Origin of the sequence: Paractinoplanes maris, assembly GCF_023544465.1 — a bacterium.
GTDB classification, from domain to species: Bacteria; Actinomycetota; Actinomycetes; order Mycobacteriales; family Micromonosporaceae; genus Actinoplanes; species Actinoplanes maris.
In genome coordinates this window covers 146,358-161,740 of sequence record NZ_JALPVL010000011.1, presented here as the reverse complement: position 1 = coordinate 161,740, position 15,383 = coordinate 146,358, and the positions used below count along the sequence as shown (strand labels likewise).

At 69.5% G+C, this 15,383-nt stretch carries 18 protein-coding genes; 8 read left to right on the top strand and 10 right to left on the bottom strand.

All coding sequences use genetic code 11. The features are described 5' to 3' along the window. Positions 1–84: 84 nt before the first annotated feature. From NAG42_RS30155 to NAG42_RS30145, 3 genes are read left to right on the top strand one after another with little or no spacing between them, the layout of a single operon-like run. Positions 85–357: a hypothetical protein gene (locus NAG42_RS30155; protein ID WP_250035269.1), complete on the top strand. Its 273-nt coding sequence runs from the start codon at positions 85–87 to the stop codon at positions 355–357. A 16-nt stretch (positions 358–373) separates the two neighbouring features. Then, entirely contained in the window at positions 374–874 is a 501-nt protein-coding gene (gene smpB, locus NAG42_RS30150) for an SsrA-binding protein SmpB (RefSeq protein WP_250035268.1), read from the top strand. A gap of 7 nt (positions 875–881) precedes the next feature. Then, positions 882–1,907 carry an LLM class flavin-dependent oxidoreductase gene (locus NAG42_RS30145; RefSeq protein WP_284046078.1) on the top strand — a complete coding sequence of 342 codons (1,026 nt, stop codon included), beginning with the start codon at positions 882–884 and terminating at the stop codon, positions 1,905–1,907. A 51-nt stretch (positions 1,908–1,958) separates the two neighbouring features. Here the strand turns inward: NAG42_RS30145 and NAG42_RS30140 are convergent, their stop codons facing one another. The 7 genes from NAG42_RS30140 to NAG42_RS30110 form a co-directional block, all read right to left on the bottom strand. Then, the gene (locus NAG42_RS30140) at positions 1,959–3,119 is read right to left on the bottom strand and encodes a sugar ABC transporter substrate-binding protein (protein WP_250035266.1); all 1,161 of its coding nucleotides are present in this window, start codon (positions 3,117–3,119) and stop codon (positions 1,959–1,961) included. A 178-nt stretch (positions 3,120–3,297) separates the two neighbouring features. After that, on the bottom strand, positions 3,298–4,167 hold the full coding sequence (locus NAG42_RS30135; protein ID WP_250035265.1) for a carbohydrate ABC transporter permease: 870 nt from the start codon (positions 4,165–4,167) through the stop codon (positions 3,298–3,300). Continuing rightward, positions 4,164–5,123 carry a carbohydrate ABC transporter permease gene (locus NAG42_RS30130; RefSeq protein ID WP_250035264.1) on the bottom strand — a complete coding sequence of 320 codons (960 nt, stop codon included), beginning with the start codon at positions 5,121–5,123 and terminating at the stop codon, positions 4,164–4,166. The genes NAG42_RS30135 and NAG42_RS30130 overlap by 4 nt, the downstream gene beginning before the upstream one ends. After that, a complete protein-coding gene (locus NAG42_RS30125) occupies positions 5,123–6,517 on the bottom strand; it encodes an ABC transporter substrate-binding protein (protein WP_250035263.1) in 1,395 nt (464 codons plus the stop codon). Before NAG42_RS30125 ends, NAG42_RS30130 begins: the two co-directional genes overlap by 1 nt. Before the next feature lie 42 nt (positions 6,518–6,559). Next, positions 6,560–7,567, bottom strand: a complete 1,008-nt coding sequence (locus NAG42_RS30120) for an ABC-2 membrane transporter-related protein (RefSeq protein ID WP_250035262.1) — start codon at positions 7,565–7,567, stop codon at positions 6,560–6,562. Continuing rightward, on the bottom strand, positions 7,564–8,442 hold the full coding sequence (locus NAG42_RS30115) for an ABC transporter ATP-binding protein (RefSeq protein WP_250035261.1): 879 nt from the start codon (positions 8,440–8,442) through the stop codon (positions 7,564–7,566). The genes NAG42_RS30120 and NAG42_RS30115 overlap by 4 nt, the downstream gene beginning before the upstream one ends. Then, positions 8,439–8,846: a GntR family transcriptional regulator gene (locus tag NAG42_RS30110; RefSeq protein WP_250035260.1), complete on the bottom strand. Its 408-nt coding sequence runs from the start codon at positions 8,844–8,846 to the stop codon at positions 8,439–8,441. Before NAG42_RS30110 ends, NAG42_RS30115 begins: the two co-directional genes overlap by 4 nt. 137 nt (positions 8,847–8,983) lie before the next feature. Here NAG42_RS30110 and NAG42_RS30105 point away from each other — a divergent pair, with 137 nt between their 5' ends. Continuing rightward, a complete protein-coding gene (locus NAG42_RS30105) occupies positions 8,984–9,310 on the top strand; it encodes a serine hydrolase domain-containing protein (protein ID WP_250035259.1) in 327 nt (108 codons plus the stop codon). A gap of 40 nt (positions 9,311–9,350) precedes the next feature. Here the strand turns inward: NAG42_RS30105 and NAG42_RS30100 are convergent, their stop codons facing one another. Beyond that, entirely contained in the window at positions 9,351–10,073 is a 723-nt protein-coding gene (locus NAG42_RS30100) for a class I SAM-dependent methyltransferase (protein ID WP_250035258.1), read from the bottom strand. 46 nt (positions 10,074–10,119) lie between these two features. Between NAG42_RS30100 and NAG42_RS30095 the strand changes: the two genes are divergently transcribed. Then, on the top strand, positions 10,120–10,653 hold the full coding sequence (locus NAG42_RS30095) for a GNAT family N-acetyltransferase (RefSeq protein ID WP_250035257.1): 534 nt from the start codon (positions 10,120–10,122) through the stop codon (positions 10,651–10,653). Here NAG42_RS30095 and NAG42_RS30090 read toward each other — a convergent pair. After that, positions 10,643–12,070 (bottom strand): NAD-dependent succinate-semialdehyde dehydrogenase, encoded by a 1,428-nt coding sequence (locus NAG42_RS30090; protein WP_250035255.1) that lies wholly within the window; start codon positions 12,068–12,070, stop codon positions 10,643–10,645. The genes NAG42_RS30095 and NAG42_RS30090 overlap by 11 nt on opposite strands. Before the next feature lie 59 nt (positions 12,071–12,129). On the opposite strand from NAG42_RS30090, the gene NAG42_RS30085 reads away from it, so the two are divergent. The 3 genes from NAG42_RS30085 (at position 12,130) to NAG42_RS30075 (ending at position 15,080) form a co-directional block, all read left to right on the top strand. Then, a complete protein-coding gene (locus tag NAG42_RS30085) occupies positions 12,130–13,551 on the top strand; it encodes a peptide MFS transporter (RefSeq protein ID WP_250035254.1) in 1,422 nt (473 codons plus the stop codon). 315 nt (positions 13,552–13,866) lie between these two features. Beyond that, complete coding sequence (locus NAG42_RS30080; RefSeq protein ID WP_250035253.1) at positions 13,867–14,373, top strand: hypothetical protein; 507 nt, start codon at positions 13,867–13,869, stop codon at positions 14,371–14,373. Positions 14,374–14,444: 71 nt separating this feature from the next. Continuing rightward, positions 14,445–15,080 (top strand): hypothetical protein, encoded by a 636-nt coding sequence (locus NAG42_RS30075; RefSeq protein WP_250035252.1) that lies wholly within the window; start codon positions 14,445–14,447, stop codon positions 15,078–15,080. Positions 15,081–15,102: 22 nt separating this feature from the next. Here the strand turns inward: NAG42_RS30075 and NAG42_RS30070 are convergent, their stop codons facing one another. Continuing rightward, complete coding sequence (locus NAG42_RS30070; RefSeq protein ID WP_250035251.1) at positions 15,103–15,336, bottom strand: hypothetical protein; 234 nt, start codon at positions 15,334–15,336, stop codon at positions 15,103–15,105. Positions 15,337–15,383: the final 47 nt, after the last annotated feature.

The window sequence follows — 15,383 nt, the reverse complement described above, 5'->3', positions numbered from 1 at the left end:
CACGTTCGATCCACAATGGCCGGAGATGTGCGGGAAAGTTCCGCCGGCTCTTCAGGTCGCGGCGACCAAGGTCATTTCGGCATAATGCGACGGGTGACCAATTGGGAATACGCGCGGCTCGAATACCGCGCCGCCGGCACGCTCGGTGCCGACCGGTTCATGGACTGGACCGCCACCTTCCACCACCCCGGCGGCCTGCTGCGCTGGGGCACCGACGAGCGCTTCGACGACCTGCGCCACCTCAACCGGGCCGGTGCGGCCGGCTGGCAGGCGTACGACCGGGCCGCGATGCACGTCCACAACGAGCCCCACCGGCTGAGCAGCGTGACTTATTCGATGCGGCGGCCCGTGCCGTAAAGCTATCTTTCTCTGCGTGAGCAGGGAGACCGGACGCAAGCTGATCGCCTCGAACAAGAAGGCGCGGCACGACTACGCCGTCCTCAAGACCTACGAGGCGGGCCTCGTGCTGGCCGGCACCGAGGTGAAATCGCTGCGCGAGGGCCGGGCGTCGCTGGTCGACGCGTTCGCCGGCGAGCACAACGGCGAACTCATCCTCTACGGGCTGCACATCGCGGAGTACGGATACGGCAGCTGGACCAACCACGTGCCGCGCCGGGACCGCAAACTGCTGCTGCACAAGTCCGAGATCGTCAAGATCCTGAGCCAGTTGCGCGACGGCAACGGGCTCACCCTGGTCCCGCTGTCGTTGTACTTCAACGAGGGCTGGGCCAAGGTCGAGCTCGGGCTGGCCCGCGGTCTGCGGTCCTACGACAAACGGCAGGTGCTGGCCGAACGGGACGCCCAGCGGGAGATCGCCCGCGAGATGGGTCGCCGCCTCAAGGGCCGCACCGCCCGGCGAAGCTCCGCTCGGTAGAGTGATCATGGTGGAATTCGGACTGGACACCTTCGGCGACGTCACCGCCGACGAGCAGGGCAAGAAGCTTCCGTACGCGCAGGTGATCCGCAACGTCGTCGAGCAGGCCGTGCTGGCCGAGCGGGTCGGTGTCGACGGCTTCGGCCTCGGCGAGCACCACCGCGACGACTTCGCGGTCTCCTCGCCCGAGATCGTCCTGGCCGCCATCGCGGCCCGCACCGAGCGGATCAAGCTGAGCACCGCGGTCACCGTGCTCAGCTCCGACGATCCGGTCCGCGTCTTCGAGCGCTTCGCCACGCTCGACGCCGTCTCGCACGGCCGGGCCGAGATCATCCTGGGCCGGGGCTCCTTCACCGAGTCGTTCCCGCTGTTCGGCTATGACCTGCACGACTACGAGCGGCTCTTCGAGGAGAAGGCCGACCTCATGGTCCAGCTGCTCGGCGAGGGCCCGGTGACCTGGGAGGGCACCGTCCGCCCGCCGCTGAAGGACCAGCACGTCTATCCCAAGACCGAGTCGGGGCACCTGCGCACCTGGATCGGCGTCGGCGGCAGCCCCGAGTCGGTGGTCCGGGCCGCACGGCACGGCCTGCCCCTGGTGCTGGCGATCATCGGCGGTGAGCCGGTCCGCTTCGCGCCGTATGTCGAGCTCTACCACCGCGCGCTCGCCGAGTTCGAGCAGCCCGACCAGCCGGTCGCCGTGCACTGCCCCGGCTTCGTGGCCGAAACCGACGAGGAGGCCGTCGAGACCCTCTGGCCGCACGCGCGCACCATGCTCAACCGGCTCGGGCGTGAGCGGGGCTGGCCGCCGCTGAGCCGCGACCGCTTCGAGACCGACATCCGCGACGGCGCCTGGCACGTCGGCTCGCCCGAGACGGTCGCCCAGAAGGTCGCCCGGACGATCCAGCACCTGGGCATCCAGCGCTTCGACCTGAAGTACTCGGCCGGCACGCTGCCGCACGACAAGATGATGACCGCGATCGAGCTCTACGGCACCCGGGTCATCCCCCGGGTCAAGGAACTTCTCGCCTCCTGAGGCACGACGAAGGGCCGGGCGCACGCGCCCGGCCCTTCGTCGTACGGGTGTCTAGCCGTTGTCCTCGTCCTCGTCCGGCTCGCTGGTCGCGTACGAGCCGACCTTGTGCTGCTTGCACAGGTCGAGGAACTTGCCGGTGCAGAGCTTGGCCTGAGGAACGTACTTGCCCTCGCCGACCACGTCGTTGATGTTCTTGAGGGTGATCGCCTTGGGGGTCAGACCCACGAACTTGATGTACGCGCCGGACTCGGGGTCCTTGAGCGAGCCGCGGACGTCCGGCGCCTGGCCCTTGAACAGCTGGACGGCCACGTTGGCGGCACTGGACGCCTCCTGGTTCACCGCCTTGTAGACCGTCATGCACTGATCACCGGTCAGCAGGTTCTGCAGACCCTCGACGGTGGCGTCCTGACCGGTGACCGGGACGACCCCGTTGAGCTTGCGCTTGCGCAGGACCTGGATGACCGCGTTGGCGATGCCGTCGTTGGCCGCGAGCACGCCGCGGATCTTCGGCGCCTGCGAGATCATCTGCTCGAAGACCGCGGTGGCGGCCTCCGGGTCCCAGTCCTGCACCCACTGCTCGGGGCCCTTGGTGAACTCGGCCGCGTCGTACTTCACGTTCAGGGGGATGTCGTAGCCCTCCTTGAACAGGTGGGCGTTGTTGTCCGACGGCGAGCCGTTGAGCTGGGCGACCACCGGGTTCGGCGTGCCCTTGGTCTGCAGGCACTTGATCAGGCCGTACGCCTGGAGGTTGCCGACCTCTTTGTTGTCGAAGCTGACGTAGTAGTCGGCGCCGCCGTTGAGGGTGAGCCGGTCGTAGTCGATCGTCGGGATCTTCTTGGCCTTCGCCTTGGCCAGGACCGCCTTGCCGCTGACCGAGTCGAGGTTGGCGATGACCAGCACCTTGACGCCGCTGTTGACCATCTGCTCGCCGTACTGCACGAACTTCGCCCGATCGCCCTTGGCGTTCACGATCTCGACCGGCACCTTGGCCGCGTCGAACGCCGCCTTCAGGTAATTCGGGTCCTCGTTGCCCCACCGGGCCGAGCTCTCGGTGTCGGGCAGGATGACGCCGACGCGGGCCTTGCCGTTGCCCGAGCCACTGCTACCACTGCCACTACTCGTGTCACTTGAATCACCGGCGTCGTCACACGCAGTCATGGTGGCCGTTGCCATCAGGCTGACGGCGGCGATAGCCAACAGTTTCTTGCGCATCTGATTGGTCGTCCTCTCCGGTGAAACTCGACCTGTGCCCTGGCGAAGGCCGACCAAGTATCAGGCAGACCCACGCGCACCCGACAGGGGGTACGGCACCGGGAAGAAAAATAGTTCATTTCCCGTCCGTGAGCACACTCGCATCACAGGCTGTGCGGATCCTGACGATCCTGGCTGGTCAACCCTTGTCGGCGCCGGCCGTGAGGCCCTCGGTCAGCAGGCGCTCGGCGGCGAAAAAGATGATCACAATTGGTACGGTCAGCACCACCGACCCGGCCATCAGGACGGTCTTGCTCACCTCGATGCCGCCGGAAAGCTGCGCGAGGCCCAGCGAAACGGTCCAATCGGCGCGGTCCTCGACGAGGAAGAGCAGGGCGAACAGGAACTCGTTCCAGGCGATCATGAACACGTAGAGCGCATTCGCCATCACCGCCGGTGCGGCCAGCGGCAGCACCACCTTGCGCAGGGTCTGCAGGCGCGTGTATCCGTCCATCGCCGCGGCCTCCTCGAGGCTCTCCGGGATCGTGGTCAGATAGTTACGCAACATGTAGATCGAGACCGGCACGGTCTGGGCGACGTAGACGATGGTCAGGCCGAACAGCGAGCCGCGCAGCCCGAGCCGGGTGAACAGCACGAAGAGCGGGATGGCGAGCAGGATCGACGGGAACAGATAGACGGCCAGGAACAGGAAGTGCACCTGCCGCCGCCCGGTGAACCGCAGCCGGGTCACCGCGTACGCCCCGGGGATCGACGCCAGCAGGGTGACCACGGTCGCCGCCACGGACACGATGGCCGAGTTGAGCAGGAACCGCAGGAACCCCTGCCCGCCGCCGGCGGCCGGCGAGAGCACCTCCCGATAGGTGCTGAGGGTCCACTCGGCCGGAGCCGCCCAGATGCGCCCGGGGTTCTGCAGCACTTCCTCGATGGGCCGCACGGACAACAACGCCATGTAATAGAACGGGAACAGCGTCACCAGCACGAGCCCGGCGATCACCACCCAGCGCAGCACCCGCAGCACCCGGGTCTCGACGGCCGCCCGGTCGATCATCGGTCCTCCCCCTCCACCCGCGGCGCCAGATAGCGCAGATAGATCACCAGGAGCACGACCAGGCCGAGGGCCAGGATCAGCGCCTGGGCCGAGGCCGCGCCGATGTCGAACCGGGCGGTGAGGAAGTTGAAGACCCGGACACTGACCACCTCGGTGCCGGCTCCCCCGCCGGTGAGCAGGTAGACGTCGTCGAACTTGTTGAAGGTCATGATGAAGCGCAGGACCGTGAGCAGAGCGATGACCGGGCCCAGCTGCGGCAGCAGGATGTGCCGGAAGATCTGGGTGGGGGCAGCGCCGTCGACCCGGGCCGCCTCCTCGAGCTCGGCCGGCACGGCCTGCAGGCGGGCCAGCAGGAAGAGGAACGCGAACGGGAAATACCGCCAGGCCTCGAAGGCGATCACGGTCAGCAGCGCGAGCGGGATGTCGAAGTGCCAGCCGAGCAGCGACACCTCGTGCTGCCGCTGGCTGAGGAAGGCGATCGGCCGGTCCCAGCCCAGGAAGCGCGTCCCCCAGTTGTTGGCCAGACCGAACTGCGGGCTGAGCAGGATCTCCCACACGAAGGTCACGGCGACCACCGGGGCCACGTACGGAAGAAGGACCGAGGCCCGGACGAAGGTGCGCCCCGGGAACCGCCCCCGGAGCGCGAGCGCGGCGACCAGGCCGATCGCGATCGAGCCGAGGGTCGCGCCGACCGTGTAGACGATCGTGATCCACAGCGACGACCAGAAGCCGGGCGAGGTCAGCACCAGCTCGACGTTGGCCAGCGTGTACTGCCCGAAGACGCCGGCCCGGCGCAGGTTGATCAGCCGGATCCGCTGGAAGGCCAGCATCACCGTCCACAGGACCGGCAGCACCACGACGACCAGGACGACGATCAGGGTCGGCGACAGGTAGGCCAGGCCGGCCCTGTTCTCCCGTTGCCGCCGCGTCAGCCCGGGCCGTCGCGTGGCCGCCATTACTCGAGGGACTTCTGAATGGTCCGGACGTCGTCGGCCGCCTGTTTCGCCGCGCCCGCCGCGTCCTTCCCGCCGCCGGTCAGCGCGTTGATGGCCTTGGGCACCGGCAACTCGGCCAGGGTGGCCCCGACGAGCGCCCCCTGCTTCTGCGGGAAGCCCCAGCGCTGGAACGTGTCCGGGCTCTTCTGCAGAGCCTCGATCACCTCGGGCGGATAGACCTTGCCCAGCGGCTGCTTGGTGTCGACCCCGGCCGGCAGGTCGTTCCAGGCCTTGGTGAACTTGGCCGGGTCGGCGGCGTCGCCCTTACGGACCGGGAACTTGCCCTCCGGCGCGATGCCCAGCCAGTCGGTGTAGCCCTCGTTCATCAGGTAGCTGACGAACTGCTTGGCCGCGTCGGTGCGTTCACCGCCATTGGTGATCGTCCAGCTGGTGATCTCGCCGAACTGGGCCGGCTTGCCGTCCGGACCGGCGATCGCTGTCACCACGCCGGTGTTCTTGGCCAGGAAGGTCTTGTCGGCCTTGCACTGCGGGCAGGTCGGCAGCGCGTCGTTGCGGGTGCCGGCCAGCTCGTCGAGCAGGAACGACGACCACACGACCATGGCCGATTTCCCGGCGAAGTAGGTGGCCCGGGTGGTGTCGACGTCCTGCGCCCCCGGCACCGAGTATTTCGTGGCCAGGTCGCCGTAGAGCTGGAACGCCCGCACGCACTGCGGCGACTCGAGCGTGATCGCCTTGCTCGCGTCGACCAGCTCGCAGCCGTTGCCGAGGGCGAGGTTCTCGAAGGACTGCTCGGTGAACGCGTCGTTGGGCACGGTGGCCAGCGAGATGCCCGCGGTGCCGCCGGTGTTGAGTTTCGCCGCGGCGTCGAGGATCTTCGCGTACGTGTCGGGGGCCGGCAGTCCGGCCTTGTCGAACAGATCGGTGCGGTAGAAGAGCAGCTGCGCCCACCCGTCGGACGGCACCGCCAGCTGCTTGCCGTCCTGGGAGGTCAGCTCGAGGGCGCGCGGCGAGAACGTGCCCGCCCCGAGACCGTCGACCACCGCCTTGGTGGCGTCGCCGTCGACCAGGTCGTTGGTGGCCATCTGGGCGACCGCGGCCAGCGGCAGCGCGCCGACCACGTCGGGCAGGGTGCCGGCCGCGGCGGCCGAGGTGATCAGGCTGGAGAACTGGTTCTCGTCGGTCGCGACGATCTTGACCTTGATGCCACTGGCCGCGGTGAACCTGTCGGCGATGGCCTGGGTCGCCTGGACCCGCTCGGTCTGATTCTCCAGGCTCCAGACGGTGAGCGTGCCGCCACCGGCGTCATCGCCTCCCCCGTCGTCGCCGCAGGCGGTCAGCGGGGCGGCGGCCAGTGCGACCGCCGCCACGATGGTGAGGCTCCGTGAGGTCTTCATCCGTCCTCCCCGATAGAGATCGATGACGGTGAAGATCACAGGCTATGACACCCGGCGCCGTATCCACCAGAGACAAAATGCGGACAGTAGCCCGGTCGTTACCAAAAGAACCCCGAGCTCCCGCCACTGCAGCGCCCAGAACCCCTCGGCCGGGATGTAGTCGATCTTCGACACCAGGCCCTGCTGGGCGAGCCAGGCGTGACACTCGTCGGGGCCGCCGGCACGACCGCACTTGGTCCCGTCGACCGGTCCGTGGTACTCCTTGCCGTCCGGGCCCACGGTGACGTTGGACAACACCCACGAACTGTGGGCCGGCGACTCGAGCTGGATCGTGATCCGGTTCTCCGGATCGATCCAGAGCGACTGGATGCGCCCGGCCTCGAACGCGCTGCTGGAGGAGGTCGGCGTGACCAGGTGCTCGCGGAACCCGAACGGCGCGGCCAGCTGCGTGACCACGACGAAGACCAGAGTCAGGGCCATCGCCACGACCAGCCGCCGGGTCAGCATGCCGATCGCCAGGCCGCCCACGAACGCCAGCAACGCGTATCCCATCGGGACGACGCCGCGCGACGAGAAGAGCAGCGGCGTGACCCGGCCGAAGTCGCCGGCCCGGTCGATCGGCACCGAGAACCACGTCACGACCAGGCTGAGCAAGCCCGACGCCAGGATCGCCACCGCACCGATCCCGGCCAGCTTGACGGTCAGCCAGCGACCGCGCGAGACAGTCTGGTTCCACACCAGCCGGTGGGTGCCCGACTCGAGCTCGCGGGCCACCAGCGGCGCACCCCAGAAGACGCCGATCAGAGCGGGCAACAGCAGCAGAACGGCTGAGCCGACCAGATAGGCCCCGAAGAGGCCACCGTTGTCGACCTGCTTGGCGAAGGCCACGGAGGCCGACTCGCAGGCACCGGTGCAGGCGGCCAAGCCGGTGTCGCGATAGAGGCCGAACATGCCGGGTGCGGCGACGAGCAGGGTCGCCACGACGGCGGCGACGAGGGCGGCGATCACCCACGCCTGCACCCTGAACTGCCGCCAGGTCAGCCAGATCATCGCTTCTCCAACACTCGGTCGCGGCCGGACCGGCCGGCCTCGGACATGTACGCGAGGACGAGGTCCTCCAGATTCAGGCCGTCGACCGACCAGGATGGATCCTCGATCGGCGCGCTGCTGCGGACGACCAGCGTGGACTGCACGTCGGTGTGGCTCTCGGCGATCACGTCCCGGCCCGGGCCGAGCTCGCCCGGGTCACGGCGGGCGCCGCTGAGCCGGTGATGGGTGCCGAGCAGCTCCTCGACCTCACCGGCGACCCGCACCCGCGAGGCGACCAGCACGATCAGGTAGTCGCAGACCCGTTCCAGGTCGGCCACCAGATGCGAGGACATGACCACACTGGTGCCGTGCTCGGCCGCGTACGACATCAGGCCCTGCAGGAACTCGCGGCGGGCCAGCGGGTCGAGGGCGGCCACCGGCTCGTCGAGCAGGAGCAGCTCGGGCCGCTTGGCGATGGCGAGCGTCAGGGCCAGCTGGGCGCGCTGGCCGCCGGAGAGCTTGCCCGCGCGCTGCCGCGGATCGAGACCGAGCTCGGCGATCCGCCCGTCGGCCAGCGTCGCGTCCCAGCCCGGGTTGAGATGGGCACCCAGGCGCAGGTGCTCGGCGACGGTCAGACCGGCGTAGACCGGGGTGTCCTGGGCGACGAAGCCGACCCGCGGTGAGCCGCTCATCGGGGCCGCCCCGAGCACCTCGATGGCGCCCTCGGTGGGCGCGAGCAGCCCGCAGGTCAGCTGGAGCAGAGTGGACTTGCCGGCGCCGTTCGGCCCGACCAGGCCGACGACGTGGCCGGCCGGGATGTCGAGGGTGCAGTCGGCCAGCGCGGTGCGCCGCCCGTACTTCTTGGTGAGGCCCTTGATGGTGACGACGTCACTCATCCTCTTCGCCCCGCTCTCTCTTCCGAAAACTCGCGAAACGTGCTGAGCAGCAGGGCCTCGACAACCTCGTCGTCGAGGCCGGCCTTGCGGGCCCGCTCGAACCACTCGGTCAGCTCCTGCCGGAGCGGCTCATGAGCGGCGCGGCTGTCGTCGTCGCCGCCGAGCGTGCGGGTGACGAAGGTGCCGAGGCCGGGCCGGGGCTGGACGAGCCCCTCGTACTCCAGCTCGCGATACGCCTTCAGCACCGTGTTGGGGTTGATCGCCACCCGGGCGACCACGTCCTTGACCGTGGGCAGCCGGTCACCGTCCTTGAGCAGCCCGAGCCGCATGGCCTGCCGCACCTGCTGAACGAGCTGCAGGTAGGGCGACACCCCCGACCGGGAGTCCAGATGGAACTCGATCATGCAGGAACCGCCATTCAACTAGTGTCCTAGCACAATAGCGTTGTTCCTCTGGGGACAGTCAAGCCCTAAATGCGTCGACGGCCGGCTCGCGGTCCGCGACGATCGGCCGATGACCGGACGGTTTCCTGAGGTACGGCATGACCGCCCTGACCGCGTTGCTCCTCGCCGACCGGGGTGAGCTCGACTTCGAGGCCCCGGTGGCGCGCTACTGGCCGGAGTTCGCGGCCGGCGGCAAGGAGGGCGTCACGGTCGCGCACCTGATGAGCCACTCGGCCGGGCTGTGCGGCTGGCGCGAGCCGATCACGCGGGACGACCTGTACGACTGGGAAAAGGTCACCGCGCTGCTGGCCGCCCAGGAGCCGTACTGGAAACCCGGTACGGCGTCGGGCGGTGATCGTCGACCTGGACGCGCGCACCACGATCGCGTACGCGATGAACAAGATGTCGGGCACGACGACCGGTGACCTCCGCGCGTTCGGGCTGGCCCTGGCCTACTGGGAGGCGTCAGGCTGAGGCCGGGGCCTTGCGGGCCAGCAGGAGCTCGAACTCGGCGCTGCCGTCGTGGGTGCGGCCGTCGACCGGCAGCCGGACGGAGCTGACCGTGAAGCCGGCCGCGGTCAGGTCGGCCCGGACGGCGGGCAGGGGGCTGACCCGGTAATACATGACGAACGGCGGGCGCCAGACCGCGTTGCGCACCCGCATGGCCAGGTCGAAGCCGACGGTGGCCCAGTGCGAGATCGACGTCAGCGGGGGCGGGGTGCCCAGCGCCAGGGCGAAGAGGCCGCCGGGGCGCAGCGCGCGATGGATGCCGTCGAAGAGGGCGGGACGCTCGGCCGGGAGGAAGTGGCCGAGCGCGCCGAAGGAGACGGCCAGGTCGAAGCCCTCGGCGAAGGGCAGGGCGCGGGCGTCGGCGCGCACGTAGGCCGCCGCCGGGTGGGCGGCGCGGGCCTGGGTGAGCATGCCGGCGCTGAAGTCGACGCCGGTGACGCTGCCCCGGCAGACCGACGCGAGCACGGCCAGGCCGGCGCCGGTGCCGCAGCACACGTCGAGGCCGGTGCCGAACGGGCCGAGATCCGACAGTGCCCCGGCCGTGGCGTCGAGGATGCTCTGCGGCGTACGGAAAGGGGTGTGGTCGAACTTGGGGGCCAGCAGGTCGTAACCGCGCTCGACCGAGGACAGCGCCTGGACAGCCAGCTCCCGCAGCGACGGACCCTGAGCCGAGAACACCGGACGAGCGTACCGGCGCGCAGCGGTCCCGGGCGAGAATGGCGGGATGTCACTGACGAGCCGGACGGCGACGCGCGCCGACGTGGACGCCCTGCGGGAACTCATCGACCGGGCGATCGCCGAGCTGCTCAAGGGATTTCTCAACGACGAGCAGATCCGGAGCAGCGCGGCGATCATGGGGCTGGACACGCAGCTGATCGACGACCGGACGTATTTTGTGATCGAGTCGGACGGGCAGCTCGCGGGGTGCGGTGGGTGGAGCCGGCGGGCGACGCTCTACGGCGGCGACCACTCGAGCTCCCGGGACGCCGCCGTGCTCGACCCGGCGAGCGACCCGGCCAAGGTGCGGGCCATGTATACGCACCCGGACTACACCCGCCGCGGGGTGGGCCGGCTGATCCTCGGACTGTGCGAGCGGGCGGCCGCGGCCGAGGGATACACGCGGCTGGAGCTGATGGCGACCCTGGCCGGCGAGCCGCTCTACCGCGGATACGGGTTCGAGGAGGTGGAGCGGATCGAGGACGCCAGCGGTGGCGTCCCCGTCCCGATCGTGCGGATGCGCAAGGACATCACCAGTTGACGGCGATGTATTTCGACTCGAGGTATTCGAGCAGGCCCTCGTGGCCGCCCTCGCGGCCGATGCCACTCTGCTTGACGCCGCCGAACGGCGCCGCCGGGTCGCTGACCAGGCCCCGGTTGAGGCCGACCATGCCCGCCTCGATGGCCTCGCTGACCCGCAGGCCGCGGGCCAGGTCGCCGGTGTAGACGTAGGCCACCAGGCCGTACTCGGTGTCGTTGGCCAGCCGCACGGCCTCGTCCTCGCCGGTGAAGGTGACGATCGGGGCGACCGGGCCGAAAATCTCCTCGCGCAGGATCGGCGCGTCGGCCGGGACGCCGGTGAGCACGGTCGGCGGGTAGTAGAAACCGGGCCCCGCCGGGCGGGCACCGCCGGTCTCGGCCGTGGCCCCCGCGTCCAGCGCGCCCCGGACCAGGGAGTCGACCTTGGCCACCGTGTCCTCGTTGACCAGCGGGCCGACCTGGGTCGACTCCTCGGTGCCGGGGCCGACCTTGAGCTGCGACATGCGCGAGGCGAGCCGCCGCGAGAAGTCGGCGGCGATCGACGACTCGACGTAGAAGCGGTTGGCCGCCGTGCAGGCCTCGCCGCCGTTGCGCATCTTGGCGATCATCGCGCCGTCGATGGCCGCGTCGAGGTCGGCGTCGGCGAAGACCAGGAACGGCGCGTTGCCGCCGAGCTCCATCGACGTGTTCACCACGCCCTCGGCCGCCTGCGCGAGCAGGAGACGGCCGACCTCGGTCGACCCGGTGAAGGACAGTTTCCGTACGCGGGCATCCCGCAGCATCCGGCCGACCACCTTGCCCGAGCTGCGCGACGGCAGCACGTTGACGACGCCGGAGGGCACGCCGGCCTCGGCCAGGATCGCGGCCATGGCCAGCGCGGTGAGCGGGGTGTCGCTGGCCGGCTTGAGGACGACGGTGCAGCCCGCGGCCAGCGCCGGGCCGATCTTGCGGGTGGCCATCGCGGCCGGGAAGTTCCACGGCGTGACCAGCACACACACGCCGACCGGCTGGCGGGTGACCAGGATGCGGTTGGCTCCCGAGGGTGCGGTCGCGAGCTCGCCGGCGCCGCGGACGGCCTCCTCGGCGAACCAGCGGAAGAACTCGGCCGCGTAGGTGACCTCGCCCTGGGCATCGACCAGGGCCTTGCCGTTCTCGAGGCTGATCAGCTTGGCCAGCTCGCCGGCCCGCTCGGTCATCAGCTCCCAGGCCCGGCGGAGAGCCTCACCTCGTACCCGGGGTGGGGTGGCCGCCCAGGCCGGACCCGCCTCCGCCGCCGCGTCGACCGCCGCGATCGCGTCGCTCTCGCCGCCGTCGGCCACCGAGGCGATCACGTCGCCGGTCGCCGGGTCGAGCACGTCGAAACGGTTCCCGGACGATGCGGGAACCCACTTGCCGCCGATGAAGAGTTCAGTTTCCACACCTTCAGCATGGTCCAGGTGGCTTTTCGGCGCCATCATTGCGGGGTAACCGGCCACCCATGACCTTCTTCGGGCAACCGCGGGCGCTCGCGAACCTGTTCGGCGTGGAGCTGTGGGAACGGTTCTCGTTCTACGGCATGCAGGGCATCCTGCTCATCTACCTGTATTACGAGGCGTCCCGCGGTGGCCTGGGCATCGACGAGGGCACGGCGACGAGCATCGTCGGGGCGTACGGGGGCTCGGTCTATCTCGCCACGGTGATCGGGGCCTGGCTGTCCGACCGGCTCTTCGGGCCGGAGAAGGTGCTGTTCGGCAGCGCGATCCTGGTCATGGCCGGGCACATCGCGCTGGCCCTGATCCCCGGTGTCGGCGGCGTGGCGGCCGGTCTGATCCTGGTCGCGCTGGGCAGCGGCGGCGTGAAGGCGACCGCGACCACGATCGTCGGACTGCTCTACGACCGGGACGACGAGCGCCGCGACGCCGGCTTCTCGCTGTTCTACCTCGGCATCAACCTGGGCGCGTTCGCCGGCCCGCTGCTGACCGGGCTGCTGCAGAGCGAGGCCGGTTTCCACTGGGGCTTCGGCCTGGCCGCGGTGGGCATGGCGATCGGCCTGATCCAGTACGCGTTCGGCCGGCGCGCCCTGCCCGCCGAGGCCCACGAGATCGCCAACCCGCTGCCCGCCGCGCGCCGCCCGCTGGTGGCCGGCGTGGCCGCGCTGGTCGTGGTGATCGTGGCGGCGCTCGCCCTGACCGGCGTGATCCGGGCCGACTGGCTGTCCAACATCGTGATCGTGCTGAGCATCCTGGCCGCGATCGCCTACTTCGTGGTGATCCTGACCAGCGGCCGGATCGACGGGGTGGAACGCCGCCGGGTGCTGGCCTTCATCCCGATGTTCATCGCCAGCGCGGCGTTCTGGTCGCTCTACCAGCAGCAGTTCACCGTGGTCACGATCTATGCCGACAAGCGCCTCGACCGCAACCTGTTCGGCTGGGAGATGCCGGTCTCCTGGGTCCAGTCGATCAACCCGGTCTTCATCATCATCCTGTCCGGCGTCTTCGCGGCCATCTGGACCCGGCTGGGCGACCGCCAGCCGTCGACCCCGGTGAAGTTCGCGGCCGGCACCGCCATCATGGGGGTGGCGTTCCTGCTGTTCCTGCCCTTCGCGGGCACCGCGAGCGTGCCGCTGCTCGGCCTGACCGGCATCCTGCTGGTCTTCACGATCGCCGAACTGCTGCTGTCGCCGGTGGGCCTGTCACTCACCACCAAGCTGGCTCCGGAGGCTTTCCGTACGCAGATGGTCGCGCTGTTCTTCCTGTCGATCGCCTTGGGCACGGCCTTGTCGGGCACGCTGGCCGGCTACTACAGCGAGGACCACGAGGTGCCGTACTTCGGCATCCTGGGCGCGATAGCCATCGTCCTGGGCGCCATCCTGCTCACCCTGGCCCCGCTGCTGCGCCGCCTGATGGGCGGCGTCAAATAGACCCCTTCCGGACTGTCCATCCGGGATCAACGACTCGCGGCATGGTCCGATCGACCGATACTCGCGTGCATCTCCGATTCCTACTCTGGCGTTCGCACACCACATCGTGATCCTCATTCCACGACAGATGGCTTTGAGAGCGACGCCTTGGCCGGAAACGACCGCACGCACCATCAGGGAAATGGAAACGATCCGGCGGAAGGGAAAGCGGCCCGCAAGTTCAGCTGGAAAGAGCCTTCTCTCGTTTTCACCATCATCGGTGTCGTCATCACTGCTCTCGCTCTGGGCCGGGATGTGATCGGCTTCGAATTCCCCTTGGGATCGACGCCGGCCCGGAGTGTGGGGACAACCGCCTCATCCACACCGGAGACGTCGAGCCCTCCGCCCTCGCCTCCTTCGCCCGGCCCCACGTCCCCCCGGCCCGGCCCCACGTCTCCCCCGGCGGCCTCCGGGACAACCCTGGCCGATCTGACTCCGCTGGCCGGCGGCAGCAATCTGCAACGGGTCCCGGGCACGACGACGTTCCGGCTGCCCTGTGCCAGCAACACCGACGGCGACCTTTACCGCGCCGTGAAGTTCGCCGTGCCGCGCCGGGATGCGACCGGCCTGAGCGCCCGGGTTCGCCCTGACGGCATCGGCGACGACGTCGAGGTGACCGTCCGGATCGACAACCTCGAGGGCGAGCGCGTGCAGCTGCGGCCCGGCCAGGAGTCGTCCGCCCTCAGCACGCCGCTCGTCGGCGGCGGCACCCTCGAGCTGCGCCTGACCTGCAACAAGCCGGGCGGCGCGGTCACTTTCTCCGACGCCGTCCTCACGAAATGAGTTGATTCATGAGCACACCGCAGATGCCGGCACCCCCACGGGCCGGCCGGACCGGGATCGTGGCGATGACGGTGGCGGTCATCGCCCTCGTGCTGAGCGTGGTAGCCGTCGCGGTCGCGGTGCTCGCGTTCGCCCGGTCGAGTGACGGCTCACCCGTGGTCGCGCAGCCGGCACCGGCGACGGCACCGACGACGGCATCGCTCCCGCGTAGCCAGGAGCCGCCACCGCCCGGGGCCAGCGCCGAGGCGCCCGCGGAGGACCCCGGCGCGACCGGCACCATCGACCCGCAGGGCGCCTTCACCCGCGCCTACCAGGACGAGCGGCTGCGAGCGGAGTCGCCGGGCTGCGCCGACAACGGCAACTACCAGGTGGCGATCGATCTCGACCTGCCCCAGGTCGCCGGAGGCGGCGTCGACGTCCGCTATTCCGGATGCAATCCCGGAACCATTCAGTCGGAACTGCAACAAGCGGAAGTGTCCGGCCCCGACGCGACGCCCGAGGAATGCCTCGACAAGATTCGCACCCAACCGGCGAGCCGCCCGATTCCGGCGGCCAAGGATCTGACTCTCTGCTTCCGGACCGACAAGAACCGGGCTCTCGAGGAAGCGACCACTCAGAAGATTGTCTTCATGACGATCACCGGCGTCACCTCCGCGAACGACCGCGGCATTCTCAACATCACGTTGAACGCCTGGAACGTTCCCTAGGGCCGGCCGGGCCGGGCGAAATCTATTCCGGCGCCCCGGCGATCTCGGCCATGCGGGCTATGGCGGTGGCGGCGCGGACGAAATCGTTGGCGGCCAGGTCGCCGATCGTGGCTATGCCGAAGGCCAGGCGCAGGCCCTCGGCCTCCTCGTCGCTGACTCCGGACAGGGCGGCGACCGGGGCGTTGACCAGGTCGGTCAGCGGGAGGTCGCGGAAGGGCTCGTCGAGCAGGGCGTCGAGGTTCACGGACACGGGCATGGGCACTGCCTTCCCTCGTCGGACGACCGCAGCATTTCACAGTCCAC

Excerpts from the sequence above, each read along its gene's own strand:
- NAG42_RS30115 (WP_250035261.1), bottom strand. The coding sequence starts at position 8,442 with ATGAGTGACGTCGTCACCATCAAGGGCCTCACCAAGAAGTACGGGCGG.
- NAG42_RS30145 (WP_284046078.1), top strand. The coding sequence starts at position 882 with ATGGTGGAATTCGGACTGGACACCTTCGGCGACGTCACCGCCGACGAG.
- NAG42_RS30095 (WP_250035257.1), top strand. The coding sequence starts at position 10,120 with ATGTCACTGACGAGCCGGACGGCGACGCGCGCCGACGTGGACGCCCTG.
- NAG42_RS30105 (WP_250035259.1), top strand. The coding sequence starts at position 8,984 with ATGACCGCCCTGACCGCGTTGCTCCTCGCCGACCGGGGTGAGCTCGAC.
- NAG42_RS30140 (WP_250035266.1), bottom strand. The coding sequence starts at position 3,119 with ATGCGCAAGAAACTGTTGGCTATCGCCGCCGTCAGCCTGATGGCAACG.
- NAG42_RS30070 (WP_250035251.1), bottom strand. The coding sequence starts at position 15,336 with ATGCCCGTGTCCGTGAACCTCGACGCCCTGCTCGACGAGCCCTTCCGC.
- NAG42_RS30135 (WP_250035265.1), bottom strand. The coding sequence starts at position 4,167 with ATGATCGACCGGGCGGCCGTCGAGACCCGGGTGCTGCGGGTGCTGCGC.
- NAG42_RS30125 (WP_250035263.1), bottom strand. The coding sequence starts at position 6,517 with ATGAAGACCTCACGGAGCCTCACCATCGTGGCGGCGGTCGCACTGGCC.
- NAG42_RS30155 (WP_250035269.1), top strand. The coding sequence starts at position 85 with ATGCGACGGGTGACCAATTGGGAATACGCGCGGCTCGAATACCGCGCC.
- NAG42_RS30130 (WP_250035264.1), bottom strand. The coding sequence starts at position 5,123 with ATGGCGGCCACGCGACGGCCCGGGCTGACGCGGCGGCAACGGGAGAAC.
- NAG42_RS30085 (WP_250035254.1), top strand. The coding sequence starts at position 12,130 with ATGACCTTCTTCGGGCAACCGCGGGCGCTCGCGAACCTGTTCGGCGTG.
- NAG42_RS30110 (WP_250035260.1), bottom strand. The coding sequence starts at position 8,846 with ATGATCGAGTTCCATCTGGACTCCCGGTCGGGGGTGTCGCCCTACCTG.
- NAG42_RS30120 (WP_250035262.1), bottom strand. The coding sequence starts at position 7,567 with ATGATCTGGCTGACCTGGCGGCAGTTCAGGGTGCAGGCGTGGGTGATC.